General features: G+C 57.8%; 12 protein-coding genes and 1 pseudogene. 10 read left to right on the top strand and 3 right to left on the bottom strand.

All coding sequences use genetic code 11. From position 1 onward, the window contains the following. Both paaI and paaG read right to left on the bottom strand, forming a co-directional pair. The gene (paaI, locus tag AC2FFA_RS08270; RefSeq protein ID WP_117874108.1) at positions 1–426 is read right to left on the bottom strand and encodes a hydroxyphenylacetyl-CoA thioesterase PaaI; all 426 of its coding nucleotides are present in this window, start codon (positions 424–426) and stop codon (positions 1–3) included. A 2-nt stretch (positions 427–428) separates the two neighbouring features. Beyond that, positions 429–1,214, bottom strand: coding sequence for a 2-(1,2-epoxy-1,2-dihydrophenyl)acetyl-CoA isomerase PaaG (gene paaG / locus AC2FFA_RS08265; protein WP_117873880.1), 786 nt, complete (start codon positions 1,212–1,214; stop codon positions 429–431). A 103-nt stretch (positions 1,215–1,317) separates the two neighbouring features. On the opposite strand from paaG, the gene AC2FFA_RS08260 reads away from it, so the two are divergent. The 7 genes and pseudogenes from AC2FFA_RS08260 to AC2FFA_RS08230 form a co-directional block, all read left to right on the top strand. Continuing rightward, positions 1,318–3,351 (top strand): FAD-dependent oxidoreductase, encoded by a 2,034-nt coding sequence (locus AC2FFA_RS08260; protein ID WP_496851083.1) that lies wholly within the window; start codon positions 1,318–1,320, stop codon positions 3,349–3,351. Positions 3,352–3,421: 70 nt separating this feature from the next. Further along, positions 3,422–4,441: a TRAP transporter substrate-binding protein gene (locus AC2FFA_RS08255; RefSeq protein WP_299897476.1), complete on the top strand. Its 1,020-nt coding sequence runs from the start codon at positions 3,422–3,424 to the stop codon at positions 4,439–4,441. Between the two features lie 57 nt (positions 4,442–4,498). Continuing rightward, positions 4,499–5,002, top strand: a complete 504-nt coding sequence (locus AC2FFA_RS08250; protein WP_496851081.1) for a TRAP transporter small permease — start codon at positions 4,499–4,501, stop codon at positions 5,000–5,002. Further along, positions 5,002–6,354 (top strand): TRAP transporter large permease, encoded by a 1,353-nt coding sequence (locus tag AC2FFA_RS08245; protein WP_496851079.1) that lies wholly within the window; start codon positions 5,002–5,004, stop codon positions 6,352–6,354. The genes AC2FFA_RS08250 and AC2FFA_RS08245 overlap by 1 nt, the downstream gene beginning before the upstream one ends. Further along, entirely contained in the window at positions 6,354–7,541 is a 1,188-nt protein-coding gene (locus tag AC2FFA_RS08240; RefSeq protein ID WP_496851077.1) for a cytochrome P450, read from the top strand. Before AC2FFA_RS08245 ends, AC2FFA_RS08240 begins: the two co-directional genes overlap by 1 nt. 118 nt (positions 7,542–7,659) lie before the next feature. Further along, positions 7,660–9,690 carry a phenylacetic acid degradation bifunctional protein PaaZ gene (gene paaZ / locus AC2FFA_RS08235; protein ID WP_496851076.1) on the top strand — a complete coding sequence of 677 codons (2,031 nt, stop codon included), beginning with the start codon at positions 7,660–7,662 and terminating at the stop codon, positions 9,688–9,690. Between the two features lie 90 nt (positions 9,691–9,780). Continuing rightward, positions 9,781–9,947: pseudogene (locus AC2FFA_RS08230) on the top strand (IS5/IS1182 family transposase); the annotation flags it as partial. Between the two features lie 68 nt (positions 9,948–10,015). On the opposite strand, the gene AC2FFA_RS08225 reads toward AC2FFA_RS08230, so the two are convergent. Beyond that, positions 10,016–10,468 carry an Lrp/AsnC family transcriptional regulator gene (locus AC2FFA_RS08225; protein ID WP_117873868.1) on the bottom strand — a complete coding sequence of 151 codons (453 nt, stop codon included), beginning with the start codon at positions 10,466–10,468 and terminating at the stop codon, positions 10,016–10,018. Positions 10,469–10,583: 115 nt separating this feature from the next. Between AC2FFA_RS08225 and AC2FFA_RS08220 the strand changes: the two genes are divergently transcribed. The 3 genes from AC2FFA_RS08220 (at position 10,584) to AC2FFA_RS08210 (ending at position 16,543) form a co-directional block, all read left to right on the top strand. Next, on the top strand, positions 10,584–11,783 hold the full coding sequence (locus tag AC2FFA_RS08220) for a methionine gamma-lyase (protein ID WP_496851075.1): 1,200 nt from the start codon (positions 10,584–10,586) through the stop codon (positions 11,781–11,783). A 14-nt stretch (positions 11,784–11,797) separates the two neighbouring features. Next, entirely contained in the window at positions 11,798–14,179 is a 2,382-nt protein-coding gene (locus AC2FFA_RS08215; RefSeq protein WP_496851073.1) for a thiamine pyrophosphate-binding protein, read from the top strand. Positions 14,180–14,566: 387 nt separating this feature from the next. Then, the gene (locus tag AC2FFA_RS08210) at positions 14,567–16,543 is read left to right on the top strand and encodes a DEAD/DEAH box helicase (RefSeq protein WP_496851071.1); all 1,977 of its coding nucleotides are present in this window, start codon (positions 14,567–14,569) and stop codon (positions 16,541–16,543) included. The last annotated feature ends 66 nt before the right edge of the window (positions 16,544–16,609 follow it).

Genomic DNA, 16,609 nt, shown 5'->3' with positions numbered 1-16,609 from the left:
CTATTCCTGAAAATTCTGCCCGCCAACCGCGCGGGACATTCCGCGAAACTCGGCGATCAGGGTGTTGTCTTGATTGGTGACGCGAACGTCATAGATGCCACTTCGGCCGGTGACGGCAACCTCTGTCGCGGTTGCGGTCAGAAGGTCCCCTTTTTTTCCGGGCGCGAGATAGCTCATCATCGTATGCTGGCCGACGGTTGCCACGTTGCGGCTGTTGCAGGCGAAGGCAAAGGCGCTGTCGGCCAGGGCATGAGTGACGCCCCCGTGGCAAATGCCGTGCCCGTTGCAGTGATGGTCCGCGACTGTCAGGGTCAGGACTGCACGGCCTTCGTCGACTTCGACCAGATTCATCCCGAACCATTTGCTGGCTTGGTCATTCGCCCACATCGCTTCAGCGGATCTCGTGGCACGTTCCTTGGGTGTCATCATCAGTGTCCCTGGAAATTCGGTGCCCGCTTTTCAAGAAAACTGGATACGCCTTCGGCGTAATCCGCGCTTTCCCCGCAGGTCTTCATTGCGTCCGCTTCGATCTCAAGCTGATCCGAGAGGGACGTGGTGGCAGCGGTTTGAATGCACTGTTTGGTCAGCCCGAGCCCGAGGGTAGGGCCGTTTGCCAATTGCGCGGCAAGAACGCGCGCTTCGGTCATCAATTGATCGTCGGCCACTGCCTTCCAGATCAACCCCCAATCTTCGGCTTGTTTGGCCAGAAGGGGTTGGGCTGTCAGGGCCAGCCCCTTGGCGCGTGCCTCGCCCAACAGACGCGGCAAGTGCCAACTGCCGCCCGTGTCTGGAATCAGGCCCACCTTGGAAAAGCTCTGAATGAATTTCGCACTTTCCGCGGCCAGAACCATATCACAGGCCAGCGCAAGATTTGCACCCGCCCCGGCTGCTACTCCGTTCACGGCGCAGATCACCGGGATATTCATCGACCGGATCAAACGGACAAGAGGGCCATAGAACATGCGTACCGTCTTGCTTAAATCCGGCGGGCCATCCATTTTCGACGGATCGCGATCACTGAGGTCCTGACCAGCACAAAAGCCACGCCCGGCACCGGTCAGCAATACCGCGCGGGCGCCGCCGTCGCGCGCGGCTTTCAGTGCATCCTGCAGCGCCATGTGCATTTCTTCATTGAACGAGTTCAACTTGTCCGGGCGGTTCAGGGTGATTTCGACCCAGTTCCCGTTGTCTTGTACAAGAATCGTATCGTTCATGACTGTCTCATCTGTTCTCGTTTCAACTTAATCATTGCATTAACCGAACGGTTGGTCAATATATAAACCCGAACCGAATCTGAACCGATCAAAGGGATTGCAAATGTCGCAGTCGTCGCTGGTGAGCGTTGAATTTAAGGGCGACGTGGCGTGGGTCACAATTGACAACCCGCCGGTAAACGCGACGTCGACAGGTGTTCGCCAGGGGCTGTCTGACGCGGTTGATGCGGTCAAGGGCGCGCGCGTGGCCGTGCTGTGTTGCGCTGGTAAAACCTTTGTCGCGGGCGGCGACATGTCCGAATTCGACGCACCGCCGGCCGAGCCACATTTGCCTGACGTGGTTCAGAAAATCGAAGACAGCGAGGTTCCGTTCATCGCTTGCATGTATGGCAACGTGCTGGGTGGCGGGTTCGAAATCGCCATGGCCTGTGCATGGCGGATCGCAGCGCCGAGAACAGGTTTTGGCCTGCCGGAAGTCAATGTGGGTTTGATCCCCGGGGCAGGGGGCACACAACGATTGCCGCGTCTGGTCGGGATGCGGGCTGCAATTGACATGGCCTGTTCGGGCAAAATTCTCAAGGCAGAGACACTGGCCGAGCTTGGCGGCGTCGACCGCGTCGCCGAAGACCCCAAGAGTGCTGTTCTGGACTTGGTTGCCGACCTGCCCGAACGCCCAATACCTGTCAGCCAGCGTGCTGTGGCGGAATTTGCGCCGGATCTGTTGAAGGCGAGCCGCCAGGCTTTGAAGAAGCGCGCCAAGGGTCAGAAATCGCCGTTGGAAAACCTGACGGCGCTTGGTTGGTCGGTTGAGCCATTTACCACCGCACAACCGAAAGAGCGCGCGCGCCATCTGGAGTTGCGCCAAAGCCCGGAAAGCCGCGCTTTGCGCTACGCGTTTTTTGCTGAACGTGCCGTGTCCAAACCTTCGTTGATCAAAGGGGTGGCCGCCCGTGACATAACACGGATAGCCGTTGTCGGAGGAGGATTAATGGGGGCAGGGATCGCAACTGCGGCCCTGAACGGCGGGCTGTCCGTGACGTTGATCGAGCGAGACGCGGACGCCGCGGCGGCAGCGCACGATCGGGTTGAGAGTCTGCTGCAAGGCTCGGTCAAGAGAGGTAAGATGTCCGAGGCGCAGCTTCGGGATCGCCTTGCTTCGTTTCGTGCGGTGAACCGGTATTCAGAAGCTGCGGATGCTGAACTGGCGATCGAGGCTGTTTTTGAAGACCTGTCCGTCAAGCAGCAGGTAATTGACGAGCTGGCCAAGCATATGAGCAGCGATGCGATTTTGGCCACCAATACGTCCTATCTGGACCCGCTCGAGATTTTCGCGGGCGTCGGCAATCAGACCCGTTGCATAGGTCTGCATTTCTTTAGCCCGGCCCATGTCATGAAGCTGCTCGAGGTCGTGCACACTCCGCAAACGTCTCCCGAAGTTGTCGCAACCGGATTCGCGCTTGGGAAAAAGCTTCGCAAGGTTTCGGTGCTGTCGGGTATCTGCGATGGGTTCATTGGGAACCGCATGTTGGCAGCCTATCGGCGCGCGGCCGATTATCTGCTGGCAGATGGGGCGCTTCCCTATCAGGTGGACCATGCGATGCGGGCGTTCGGGATGCCCATGGGTCCTTATGAGCTTCAGGACTTGACCGGTCTTCAAATTGCCTGGGCGAACCGCAAACGCAATGCAGCACACCGCGACCCGAATGAACGCTATGTCACCATCGCAGACCAGCTTTGTGAGATGGAGCGTTTTGGCCAGCGTACTGGCAAAGGGTGGTATCGCTACGAAGAAGGCAGTCGCAACTCAGTTCGGGATTCCGAAGTTGAGGCATTGATCGAAGCCTATTCTGACCAGCAGGGCATCACCCGACGGGCTTTTTCGGACGAAGATATCTCTTCAAGACTGCTGGCGGTTCTGGCCAACGAAGGCGCTTTGATCATTGAAGAAGGGACCGCGGAAAACGCAGAAGTCGTCGATATGGTTCAAATCCATGGATACGGCTTCCCGCGCTGGAGAGGAGGGCCGATGAACTATTGCAATGAAATCGGAAACAGCCGGTCCGCCGCAAATATGCTAACCGTAGCGAATGAAAGCCCCGGTTCGTGGCGTGTCGCGGGTCGATCCGAAAACTATTAACATGTTGATGGTTACAAAAGTGACCATTAACGCATTCTCGAGTCATGTTTCACAGGGAGGAGACAAAACCATGAAATTCACCAAGTTGAGCACTCTTTTGGCCTCGGCCGCGATGGCCGTATCGGGCACAGTGGCACTGGCGGCGGATTATACGCTGACGATTTCCAGCTGGGCACCGCCAACCCACGGCATCAACGCGAAGATGTGGCCGAAGTTCGTGGAAATGGTCGAAGAAGCTACCGACGGCAAAGTCACTGCAGAATTGAAGCTGGGAATTGCCCCCCCGCCGGCGCAGATGGACCTGATCATGGATGGCGCAGCGGATGCTTCGATCATCTTTCATGGATACCAGCCCGGTCGTTTCGTTACCACCAAGATGATTGAGCTGCCCGGATATGAGGGCTCGGCCGAAGCGGCCTCGGTCGCGTATTGGCGTACATACGACCAGTATCTCAAGGCGGCGGACGAACATCGCGGTGTTAAAGTGGTCGCGCTGCACACCCATGGCCCGGCACAGCTTCACTCCAGTAGCCCGGTGACCACGCTTGACGAAGTGGCGGGTCTCAAGGTTCGTATCCCAGGTGGTGTGGGCGGCGACGTCGGCACGGCGCTGGGCGCAACCGGAATCCAGGTACCTGCGCCGAAAGTATACGAGACACTCGCTTCGAAAGCTGCTGATGGTGTCGTCATGCCGTTTGAATCCCGCAAAGGCTTCAAGCTGACCGAAGTGGCGCAAAATGTCTATGAAGTTCCGGGTGGCCTGTATCGCGGGTCGTTTGCGTTTATCATGAACGAAGACACGTTTGCGGATCTGCCCGCCGATGTGCAGGCTGCTTTGGAAGAAAAGGTTTTCGGTGAACCGCTGAGCCGCGAAATCGGTAAAATCTGGGATGAGATCGACGCGATCGGCCGTGAGGCGACCGAACAGACCGAGGGCAACGCGATCAATGCAGCGTCCGCTGAAGATCTGGAAAAGTTCAATGCGATTGCTGCCGATGTGCGCGCCACGGTCATCGAAGAGGTCAATGGCACCGGTGTTGATGCGCAAGCCGCATATGACATGATCGTTAACGAAATGGCTGCTCAGTAACGCAGCCCGGCTGGCGGGGTTGACCCGCCAGCCATCTTCACCCGTTGGGGGCCAATCATGCAATCTATCGTGACCTTAGCGCGTCGCGTCAGTATCATTCCGACGGTGCTGGCCTGTGTGGCGCTGTTCATCCTGATGGTGATGACCTTTTTTGACGTTATCCTGCGCTCTGTCTTCAATGCTCCGATCGAGGCGGCAACCGAACTGACGCGGATTCTGATGGCGATCCTTGTGTTCTCGGTCTTGCCGATGATCTCGGCAGGGAAAGGGCAAATCGCAGTCGACCTGACGGATGGAATTTTCTCACGCTTGCGGCTGAGCAGAGCGCGCGATGCGATCGTCTATCTGGTGTCCGGCATCATGCTGATCTGGCCGATTCAGCGCGTCTGGATTTTGGCTGAACGTGCACGGGATTACGGCGACGTTACCGAATACCTTTCAATCCCGGTCTTCTATGTTGGTTGGTTCATCGCCGCCTTCACTGCAATCACGGCCGTTGCGATGTTCATCACCGGTCTTTTGTACATTTTTGCCCCCCAAACCTTGTCGGAGCACTCCTAATGACTGCCGCACTGATCGGTTTCGCCCTTGTCCTGGTTCTTGTGTTGGTACGCTTGCCCATTGTGTTTGCGATGGGTCTAGTGGGGACGCTTGGGTTTGCATATGAGCGCGGTGGCAGCATCCTGTCCGAGCGCGGACTGAAGGCCGCGATGTCGATGGTGGGTCGTCAGATTACGGACACGGCACAGGACTACGGCCTGTCGGTCGTGCCACTGTTCATCCTCATGGGCCTGTTCGTGAACAAGGGCGGGCTCGCGCGCGAACTATACGCGGTTTCAAACGCTTTTCTGGGTCACTTCCGCGGTGGTATCGCAATGGCGACGGTCGCCGCGTGCGGTGGCTTTTCGGCCATTTGCGGATCCTCGCTGGCAACGGCTGCGACCATGTCCAAAGTCGCGATGCCGGAAATGCGCCGCTATGGGTACGCGGATGAGCTGTCAACGGCGTCGATTGCCGCCGGTGGCACGCTGGGCATCCTGATCCCACCGTCGGTTATTCTGGTGATCTACGGCCTGCTGACCGAAACCTCGATCGGCAAACTTTTCGTTGCTGGCATCATCCCAGGCGTACTTGGTATCCTCTTTTATCTGTTCGCCGTGCGCTGGACTGTTTGGCGCAGGCCCGAGTCCGGCCCTGCAGGTGAACGCCACGGCTGGGGCGAGCGCCTTACGGCGTTGCGCTCGGTCTGGGCCGTGTTGCTGCTGTTCTTCCTGGTGATCGGCGGTTTGTACGGAGTGTTCGATTTCTATCCTCTGAACCTGACGTTCAGCCCGACCGAGGCTGCCGGTATGGGCGCGATGGGTGCATTCCTGATTGCATTGTCGCGCGGTGGGCTGACCCTTGGTTCGACCTTTGAAGTGCTGAAGGAAACCAGTTTCACCGCCGCGGCGCTGTTCTCGGTTCTGATCGGGGCGCAGATCTTCTCGAATTTCATCAACCTGGCTGGTCTGCCCGAAGCGTTGATCGCTCTGGTCACCGCGTATGAGGTGGAACCCTTCGTCGTGATCCTGATGATCCTCGGGATCTACATTATTCTGGGATGCGTCTTTGAATCGCTGTCGATGCTGTTGCTTACGGTGCCGATCTTTTTCCCATTGGTCACGTCAATGGGATATGATCCGATCTGGTTCGGCATTGTCGTTGTCGTCGTGACCGAGATCAGTTTGATCACGCCGCCCGTGGGCCTGAACGTGTTCATTCTGAAAGGCGTGGTCGGGGACGTATCGACCGGAACAATCTTCAAAGGAGTCACCCCGTTCTGGGTGGCAGACATCTTCCGTCTGGCCCTGATTGTTCTGGTGCCCTGGCTGGTTCTGGTCCTTCCCGAACAAATGGGAGCGATGGGTCACTGATGTTCTCTCTGACAGCGCTCCCGGACGGGTTTCATACGGATCCCTATCCAACCTACGCCGCGTTGCGCGAAGACACGCCCGTCTGCTGGCAGCCCGACGGATCGGTGATCCTGTCGCGATATGATGACCTGGATCTGGTTTACCGGGATACGGTGCGTTTCATATCGGATAAAAAGGCGGTTTTCGGCCCAAAATACGGGATCGACAGCCCGCTGTACGAACACCATACCACCAGCCTTGTGTTCAATGACCCGCCCCTGCATACCCGCGTCCGCAAGGTCATGGTTGGCGCGATGAACCCACGGGCGCTGGGGCAGATGGAACCGGGCCTGGTTCAACTTGTCGATGGGTTGCTGGACGAGATGCAAGCCAAGGGCCCGGTAGAATTGATCGAGGATTTCGCCGGGGCCATCCCGATCGAGATCATCGGCAACCTGCTTGGCATTCCCCGATCAGAACGCGGGCCTTTGCGGGATTGGTCTCTGGCCATACTGGGCGCATTGGAGCCTCAGTTGACGCCCGAGCAGGAAGAGTGGGGCAACCGCTCGGTTTCTGATTTCAAGGACTTTCTTCGGCACATCATTGAAGATCGCCGGGCCAACCCCGGAGATCCTGCGACGGATGTCCTGACACGGTTGATGCAGGATGACACCGATGGTGGCCTGACCGAGGTCGAGCTCTACCAGAACTGCATTTTCATTCTGAATGCGGGGCACGAGACCACCACCAACCTGATCGGCAACGCATTGGAACTGTTGGAACGGCACCGCGACAAACGGGCCGAGCTGCTGGCCAATCCGGATCTGATCAACACGGCGGTGGACGAGTTCCTGCGGCTGGAAAGCCCAAATCAATTTGGCAACCGTCTGACCACTGAAGATGTGACGTTCCATGGTCAGACCATTCCAGCAGGTACAGACATTCACCTGTGCATCGGCGCAGCCAATCGCGATCTGCGGCAGTTTGAACAACCTGATGAAGTTGTATTGGATCGACGCCCCAACAAGCATCATGCGTTTGCCGGAGGCCCCCATACCTGCGTTGGCCTGACCTTGGCGCGTATGGAGGGACGCGTGGCCGTCGGACGGTTTCTGGCGCGATTTCCGACCTATCGCATCACTGACGGCGCTGAACGAGGCGGACGCATTCGGTTTCGGGGTTTCGCGCGACTGCCAGCGCAAGTCTGAGATGTACGGTTTCGATTCCAATTCGCCAATTTATTGACCGACCGTACGGTTTATATTATGATTTCGTGAGACGGGCATACGGCTGCGCGAAGATCACACAACAGATGAGGAGACGCTCATGACAATCCAACAGATTTCCAGCTTCGCGGCCGGTGAATGGGTTTCGCCCGGTGCGGGTGCCCGCAATATTACAAGCGCGGTCACAGGCGAGGTGATCGCCGCGGCCGGCAATAGCGCCTTGGATGTGCAGGGGATGCTGGACTATGCGCGCAATGTCGGTGGGCCGGCGCTGCGGAAGATGACGTTCCATGAACGGGCCAAGATGCTCAAAGCACTGTCCATTCATTTGGGTCAGCATAAGCAGGCAATGTATGACCTGTCTTTCAGCACAGGTGCTACACAGTCGGACCACTTGATCGACATTGACGGCGGCATCGGCACGATGTTCGTCTTCGCTTCGAAAGGCCGACGTGAGATGCCGGACGGACATGTCTACCTGGACGGTGAGGTTGAGCAACTGTCCCGCAACGGCACCTTTCTGGGGCAACACATCTGCACCCCGTTGCACGGCGTGGCGGTTCATATCAACGCGTTCAACTTTCCTGTCTGGGGGATGTTGGAAAAGCTGGCCCCGACACTCTTGGCAGGCGTTCCGGCCATCGTAAAGCCGGCAACGAACTCGTGCTATGTAACCGAACTATGCGTCCGGCTGATGCTGGACTCCGGCATTTTGCCTGCGGGCGCGTTGCAGCTGGTTTCGGGTGGTTTGGGCGATATGCTGGATCGTCTGACCATGCAGGACGTAGTCAGTTTCACCGGATCTGCAGAAACGGCGTCAAAACTGCGTTCCAACCCGGTGATTCTGGAGAATTCAGTTCGTTTCGTGGCCGAGCAGGACAGTCTGAACTGCTCGATCCTCGGCCCTGATGCCGAACCGGGCACGCCGGAATTCGACCTCTTCGTTAAAGAAGTCCAGCGCGAGATGACCACGAAGGCTGGGCAGAAATGTACCGCAATCCGTCGGATCATGGCCCCAGAGCCTCTGGTGCAGGCGGTGATCGAAGCCCTGTCCGCGAGGCTGGCCAAAACGGTCATCGGTGACCCTAGGCTGGAAACGACACGCATGGGTGCGTTGGTCTCGAACGGTCAGAAACGCGATGTCCTGGAAAAGGTGGCAATCATCGGGCAAGAAGCCGAACGCGTTTTCGGAAACCCTGTTGATTTTGTGGTTGATGGGGCGGATGCCGAGAAAGGCGCGTTCCTGCCGCCGATGCTGTACCATTGTGCCAATCCGGATGCGGCCCGGCGTGTCCACGACACCGAGGCTTTTGGCCCGGTCAGCACTGTGATGGGCTATCGCGATCTCGACCATGCGATCGAACTGGCAAATCGCGGGCAAGGGTCGCTGGTGGCGTCGGTCATAACCCGTGACGCCGATGTGGCACGGCACGTTGCCATGGGGGCAGGGGCTTATCATGGGCGCCTGTACTTCAACAATCGCGACTCGATGAAGGAATCTACCGGCCACGGCTCTCCGCTGCCGCATATGGTTCACGGCGGTCCCGGGCGCGCTGGTGGCGGCGAGGAGATGGGCGGTGTGCGTGGCGTGAAGCATTACATGCAAAGGACAGCCATTCAGGGATCGCCCGATCTGCTGACCGCAATCGGGAACACATGGGTTCCCGGCGCGACCGAGGTCGAAGGGCCAGCCCATCCGTTCACGCGCCGGTTCCATGAGCTGGCGATTGGCGAGACCATCCACACAGCGCCCCGTACAATCACGATGGAAGACATCGAACACTTTGCCAATTTCACCGGCGATACGTTCTACGCGCATATGGATCAGGCAGCGGCGGAACGGAACCCGTTCTTCCCGGGCCGAGTGGCCCATGGCTACCTGCTTTTGTCATTTGCAGCCGGATTGTTTGTTGAACCGAACGAGGGCCCGGTTCTGGCAAACACTGGCCTCGACGGATTGCGATTCATGAAGCCTGTCGAGGCGGGTGATACCATCAAGGTGCGGTTGACGGTCAAGGCCAAGACCAAGCGGAACGAAGAGTACGGCGAAGTCCGCTGGCATGTCACCCTGACTCAGCAGGATGATGAAATGGTCGCGGAATATGAGCTGTTGACGATGGTCGCCTACTAGGCCCGGAACCCATTGAATTTGGCAGGTCAGCGTGTTCACGGTTCGAAAAACGAGCGGCGAACATGTCTGATCTCTGGGATGCGCGCCTGAATCCAGGGTCGCAAACAGTGTTGGTTGCCTGCGAAGCACACCAAGCGGCCCAATCGCGTCAAGGCCATGTTTGACAGGCTCAAGGACTGGCGGCGTGTCGCAACCCTGTGCCACAGAGGCTCAAAGATCCACTCGCCCGCGCCGCCATCGTCATCTATTGGCTATGAACCCTGATCCCAGCGCCTGTTAAACATGCACCTCAGCCTGAGTTCGCAGATTAAGCGGACGCGTTCCGTCAGGGCGGAAAAACAGCGGTCTTCTTTACCGTTCCATAAACAAAGCTTGTGTCGATCGAGGCAATCCCACCGATCGGGTGAATTCTGTTTCGAATGAACTCCTCATATGCCTCGAGATCCGATACCAGCACCCGCAACTGGTAGTCCATCGCCCCGGTCAGCACGTGGCATTCGAGAACTTCGTCGATCATCCGAACGCGTTTCTCGAAATTCTGAACGTCCGTTTCATTGTGCCGCTCCAACCGGATCCGCACAAAAACGGTAATGCCTATGCCGTACGCGGCGGCGTCCACATCTGCGCTGTAACCCTTTATGATTCCGCGAGACTCGAGGTTCTTGACCCGGCGCAGACACGGCGATGGAGACAAGTTCACCTCGTCGGCAAGATCCTGGTTCGTCATGCGCCCGTCCTTTTGCAGCGCCCGAATGATTTGTCTGTCTTTATCGTCCATTTCAACCTCAATCTTGGCAGAAAATGCCAATATTAGTCGTATTCTTGGTATTATTTGCAAGCAAAAGCCCAAAGTAAAAGCTCAAACTGGCGTCAGCTTGAAACAGGAGCTTGCAATGACTCGTTCAACCGGATTTGCCACCCGCGCCATTCACCACGCTTATAACCCTTTGGAAAATGAAGGCGCGCTTACGCCACCGCTGCATTTGACGTCCACGTTTACCTTCGAAACCGCAGAGGCTGGTGGAGAGATGTTCGCCGGTGAACGCGCAGGTCATATCTACAGCCGTATTTCGAACCCCACATGTGACCTTCTAGAACAACGCATTGCCGTGCTTGAAGGTGCCGAGGCCGGACTGGCCCTTTCCAGCGGCATGGGGGCGATAACGGCAGTGCTTTGGACCCTGCTGTCGCCAGGGGACGAAGTCATCGTGGACAAAACACTCTATGGCTGCACCTTCGCTTTCATGCGCCACGGTTTGGCAAAATGGGGGGTCAAAATCACCCATGTCGACATGACAGACCCCGAGAACCTAAAAGCGGCGGTTTCCGAGAATACCCGCGTTGTCTATTTCGAAACTCCGGCCAACCCGAACATGCGTCTGGTGGACATTGCCGCCAGCGCCGAGATTGCGCATTCGGCAGGCGCAACGGTTGTCGTCGACAACACCTATGCCAGCCCCTATCTGACCCGCCCGATCGAGCACGGGGCGGATATCGTTCTGCACTCTGCCACCAAATATCTCGGCGGGCATGGCGATGTGGTCGCCGGTCTGGTTGTTGGCACCGCCGAACAGATTGCCGAAATCCGCCTGGTCGGTATGAAGGATATGACCGGTGCGGTCATGGCCCCTTTCAACGCGATGCTGATCCTGCGCGGACTGAAAACACTGAACCTGCGTCTGGATCGTCACTGTGCGTCCGCCAGGGTCGTTGCAGATTTCCTCGAAGCCCATCCCGCCGTCGCCGAGGTTTATTTCCCCGGGCTGAAAAGCTTTGCCCAGCACGACGTAGCGCAGCGGCAAATGTCCCAATCCGGCGCCATGATCGCGTTCGAGATCAAGTCCGGCCTGTCCGGTGGGATTGAATTCATGAACCGCCTCAACATGATCCAGCGCGCGGTGTCCTTGGGCGATGCCGAAACGCTGATCCAGCACCCTGCATCCATGACTCATTCGACGTATACTCCGGAAGAACGGGCCGAGCATGGGATTAGCGATGGTTTGATCCGTTTGTCCGTCGGGCTTGAAGATGTCGAAGATATCCTCGCAGACCTGGATCAAGCTTTGCCCTATCCTGCCCGCAGCGCTGCCTGAACCAGGAGACCGCCATGCACATTGATCCCACCCAGTTGAAGATCGTCGAACAGCGCTTGCTATGGTTGTCGCATTGGATGATCCACCATGCCAACCACATCCGGCCAAAGGTGGATGGGATCAAAGTTGGTGGCCATCAGGCATCGTCTGCTTCGATGGTGTCGATCATGACCGCGCTCTATTTTTCAGCGCTGCGCCCTGAAGACCGGGTGGCAGTCAAACCCCATGCCTCTCCGGTTTTTCATGCGATGCAATACCTCATGGGCAATCAAACCCGCGAGAAGATGGAAAATTTCCGTAGTTTTGGCGGTGTGCAAAGCTATCCCAGCCGGACCAAGGATATCGACGACGTTGATTTTTCCACCGGCTCGGTGGGTTTGGGTGTCGCGATCACCTCGTTTGCCTCGATCATTCAGGATTACATCAAGGCCAAAAGCTGGGGGGCAGACGCGCCAATGGGGCGAATGGTGGCCCTTGTTGGCGATGCCGAACTGGACGAAGGCAATGTGTATGAGGCTTTGCAGGAAGGCTGGAAGAACGACCTGCGCAATACGTGGTGGATCATTGACTACAACCGACAGTCACTGGACGGTATCGTCCGTGAAGGGCTGTTCGAACGGATCGAGAAAATCTTCGATGCGTTCGGTTGGGATGTCGTGCGCGTGAAATATGGGGTTCTGCAACGCGCGGCCTTTGAAGAACCGGGCGGCGAGCGCCTGCGCGACTGGATCGACGCGTGTCCCAATCAGGACTACTCGGCTTTGACCTTCATGGGTGGGGCGGTATGGCGGCAGCGCCTCATGGATGATCTGGGTGATCAGGGGGATGTGACCGCTCTGATCGAACGGCGGACGGATGCCGACCTTGCGGCGCTGATGGAAAACCTTGGCGGCAACTGCGTCGAGACCATGGCACAGACATTTGCCGCCATCGATCATTATCGCCCGACATGTTTCCTTGCCTACACCGTCAAAGGATGGGGCACACCCATCGCGGGCCACAAGGACAATCACGGAGGGCTGATGAACAACAGTCAGTTCGCCGCGTGGCAGTCGCATATGGGCGTGCCAGAAGGCAAGGAATGGGAGCCGCTTGCGACAGTACAGAACCCAGAAAAGCTCAAGGATTTCCTCACGAATACGCCTTTCTTTGCCAAAGGTCCGCGCCGTTATTTTGATGACAAGTTGGATGTGCCACGGATCGAGGTCGACACCAGCCGTGAAATCTCGACCCAGATGGCGTTTGGCAAGATTCTTGACGATCTGTCAAAAGGCGACGGCCCGCTGGCCGAGCGCATCGTGACAACCTCCCCGGATGTCACCGGCACAACAAACCTGGGACCCTGGGTAAACAGGCGTAAGCTGTTTGCCCGATCCACGCAAGCCGACGCCTTCATTGAACACCGTATCCCATCGACTGCGAAATGGGAGTTCACGCCGGAAGGGCAGCATATAGAGCTTGGGATCGCCGAAATGAACCTGATGCTGCTTCTGGGCGCGGCGGGTCTGTCGCATTCCCTTTTCGGCAAGCGATTGATTCCGATTGGCACCGTTTACGACCCCTTTGTCAGTCGCGGCCTCGATGCGCTGAACTACGCCTGCTATCAGGATGCCCGCTTTCTTCTGGTTGGAACGCCGTCGGGCGTCACGCTGGCACCTGAAGGCGGCGCGCATCAATCCATTGGCACTCCGCTGATCGGGATGAGCCAAGACGGGCTGGCCGCATTCGAACCGGCCTTTGCTGATGAACTGGCGGTGATCATGGAATGGGCCTTCGACTATTTGCAACGCGACGGTGAAGGACAACCGGACGAGCGCACTTGGCTGCGAGACGAAACTGGTGGCTCCGTCTATCTGCGTCTGACGACCAACCCGATTGAACAACCGGGCAAACGCGTGGATGACGAGTTTCGACAGGGCGCCATTGACGGCGCATACTGGTTACGGAAACCGGGACCAAATTGCGAAGTTGCAATCGTCTATCAGGGAGCGGTCGTGCCCGAAGCAATCAAGGCCGCTGGCATGATTGGTGAAGGCCGTCGCGATATCGGCGTATTGGCCGTGACGTCTGCAGATCGGCTGAATGCAGGGTGGACGGCGGCGCAACGCGCGCGCTCGCGCGGCAACCCGGCAGCACTTTCCCACATCGAAACCCTGATGTCTGGCCTGCCGCCGCACTGCAATCTGGTCACCGTGATTGATGGGCACCCTGCAACATTGTCATGGCTGGGCGCTGTGTGCGGTCATCAGACCATTCCGATGGGCGTCGAACACTTTGGTCAGACAGGAACGATCGGTGATCTCTATCGCCACCACTGTATTGACGCCGATGCCATCGTCGAAAAAGTGAATGGCTTGACCCGGGGTAGAGTTCTTCATTGGGCGACGGGGACTTGAGTTCGGTTCAATAAGATCAAGAACGAGCCCGCTCCGACCCTGTTTGGTCCGTAGAGGGTCGACGAGGGCCGCGTCATCGAAGTGATCGGCCTGATCGTGAACGTCCGAGGCGGAATTCCGACGTTCGACGTCAGTCATCCGCCGTCAATAATGTTAAACATTGAGACGGCGTTGCGGGAAAATTGACGCTGTCTGGTTCTGTCGGGGGGCGCGGCGTCCGATCCGCCTCGGTGTTCCCAACTGGGAAGCTTTTCGGCGAAAATGTCCGTATTCCTGTCTATACAATAGGGATGGCAACCGGTATGGGGCTGTCTTTACCCTTGGATGATCCGCTGATCGCAATTCCGCACAGCTTCTATCACCTGGCCGATACAAAGAACCACCACCGTGAAACAAACCATTGCAGATGCGCTAGCGCGCAAGGGCTATGAAACATTGACCCAAGTTCAGCGCGCTGTCACCCAGCCCGAGCTGGAAGGGCGTGACATGCTGGTATCGGCCCAGACCGGATCAGGGAAAACCATTGGGTTTGGACTTGCGATTGCGCACAGGGTGCTGGGGGAGGAAGAAACGCTCGGCAAGCCCGAAGCGCCGTTGGCGCTGGTTGTTGCGCCGACCCGGGAACTGGCACTGCAGGTGAAGCGGGAACTTGGCTGGTTGTATTCCGGGGCAGGTGCGTTTCTGGCCTCCTGCGTCGGGGGTATGGACATTCGGGATGAGCGTCGCGCATTGGCCAGAGGCGCCCATATCGTTGTGGCCACTCCGGGGCGACTTCGTGACCATATCAATCGGGGTTCAATCGATTTGACCGCTATCCGCGCGGTTGTACTGGACGAAGCCGATGAAATGCTGGATCTGGGGTTCCGCGAGGATCTTGAGTTCATCCTTGATGAAACACCTGCAGATCGTCAGACGTTGTTGTTTTCTGCCACTGTGCCACGCGCAATTGCCAATCTGGCCAAGCGGTATCAGCGCGACGCAGCGCGTGTGAGCACGGTCAGCGAACAGACACAGCACGCGGATATCGAGTATCGTGCCATGATGGTGGCCCCGCGTGACGGTGAAAACGCGATTATCAATGTGCTGCGGTATTACGAGGCCCCCAATGCCATCGTTTTCTGCAACACCCGTGCGATGGTTTCGCGCCTGACAGCACGCCTGTCCAACCGGGGCTTTTCAGTCGTGGCCCTGTCCGGTGAATTGACCCAGAGCGAACGATCCAACGCGTTGCAAGCAATGCGCGATGGGCGAGCCCGCGTCTGCGTGGCAACCGATGTTGCGGCCCGCGGCATCGATCTGCCCAACCTTGATCTGGTGGTCCATGCCGAACTGCCCAACAGCCATGAAACACTGCTGCACCGTTCTGGCCGTACAGGCCGCGCCGGGCGCAAGGGTGTCAGTACGCTGATCGTAGAGCCATCATCGCGTAAAAAGGCGGAGCGTATTCTGAAATTTGCCAAGCTGACAGCAGATTGGGGATCGGCCCCGTCCGCCGAAGAGGTGAACGATCGCGATCAGGCCCGGATGTTTGCATCAGAGGACTGGCAGGCTGAAATCACGGAAAGCGAACGCCCGTCGGTTGAGAAACTGATTGAAAGTTTTACGCCCGAACAAATCGCAGCCGCCTACCTCAGGCAATACAAACTGCGCCATTCCGCCCCGGAGGAGCTGTCAGCGGTCGATCAACGCTCGCCAAAACCGCGCGCATCTTTTGGCCCCAGCGTCTGGTTTTCAGTGTCCGAGGGGCGCAATCAGAACGCATCCCCACGTCACATGCTGCCGATGATATGCAAGGCGGGCGATCTCACGAAAGATGATATCGGAGCCATCCGGATTGCCGATGATGTAACCTATGTCGAAATCCGCGAAGGCAGTGTCGACAGATTTCTGACCAGCCTTGGTCCAGATATGAAGATAGAAGGGACCAAGGACCTTGTGCGGTTGAACAAAGCACCAGACCTGTCGTCAACCGGTCGGCCCGGTCTTGATCGCAAGTTCAAAGGCAGGCCTTCGGGACAGAAAAGGGACGCTGCTCCGGCTGAGCGGAAAGCCCCTCGCCGCCAGCCCAAACCCGAGGCCCAGTCGGCAAAGACCGTGCGCGCAACAGAAACCCTCCGAGCGTCGGACGACGATACAAAAAGTAAGTTCAAGGCTTCGGGCGCAAAACCGAAAAAGCGCAAGGCCGGGAGCGTAGAGAAAAAGAGTGGTCACGCCAAGCCAGCCGGAGATGCCCCGAAAGGCCCACCGCCGCCGAAGGGCAAGCCAAGCAGCAAGAAGAACCGTGCACGCGCTGCGGCCACAAAGTCCGCCAAAGGTGGCAACGCAGTCCCCAAACGTCGCAAATCCCAGTCAGAAGGCTATTGAATTGAGGCACGGCCAAGGTCTGGCCTCTGGGCTTTGGCTAATGGCCGTCTGCGTGGATCATACTTC

It is taken from the genome of Ruegeria sp. YTSB088, assembly GCF_059609825.1.
Note: the sequence above shows the minus strand (reverse complement) of the source record. Positions and strands in the feature narration are given on the sequence as shown.

Coding starts and splice junctions, on each gene's coding strand:
- paaG (WP_117873880.1), bottom strand. CDS start 1,214: ATGAACGATACGATTCTTGTACAAGACAACGGGAACTGGGTCGAAATC.
- AC2FFA_RS08220 (WP_496851075.1), top strand. CDS start 10,584: ATGACTCGTTCAACCGGATTTGCCACCCGCGCCATTCACCACGCTTAT.
- AC2FFA_RS08260 (WP_496851083.1), top strand. CDS start 1,318: ATGTCGCAGTCGTCGCTGGTGAGCGTTGAATTTAAGGGCGACGTGGCG.
- AC2FFA_RS08215 (WP_496851073.1), top strand. CDS start 11,798: ATGCACATTGATCCCACCCAGTTGAAGATCGTCGAACAGCGCTTGCTA.
- paaZ (WP_496851076.1), top strand. CDS start 7,660: ATGACAATCCAACAGATTTCCAGCTTCGCGGCCGGTGAATGGGTTTCG.
- AC2FFA_RS08225 (WP_117873868.1), bottom strand. CDS start 10,468: ATGGACGATAAAGACAGACAAATCATTCGGGCGCTGCAAAAGGACGGG.
- AC2FFA_RS08245 (WP_496851079.1), top strand. CDS start 5,002: ATGACTGCCGCACTGATCGGTTTCGCCCTTGTCCTGGTTCTTGTGTTG.
- AC2FFA_RS08240 (WP_496851077.1), top strand. CDS start 6,354: ATGTTCTCTCTGACAGCGCTCCCGGACGGGTTTCATACGGATCCCTAT.
- paaI (WP_117874108.1), bottom strand. CDS start 426: ATGACACCCAAGGAACGTGCCACGAGATCCGCTGAAGCGATGTGGGCG.
- AC2FFA_RS08255 (WP_299897476.1), top strand. CDS start 3,422: ATGAAATTCACCAAGTTGAGCACTCTTTTGGCCTCGGCCGCGATGGCC.
- AC2FFA_RS08250 (WP_496851081.1), top strand. CDS start 4,499: ATGCAATCTATCGTGACCTTAGCGCGTCGCGTCAGTATCATTCCGACG.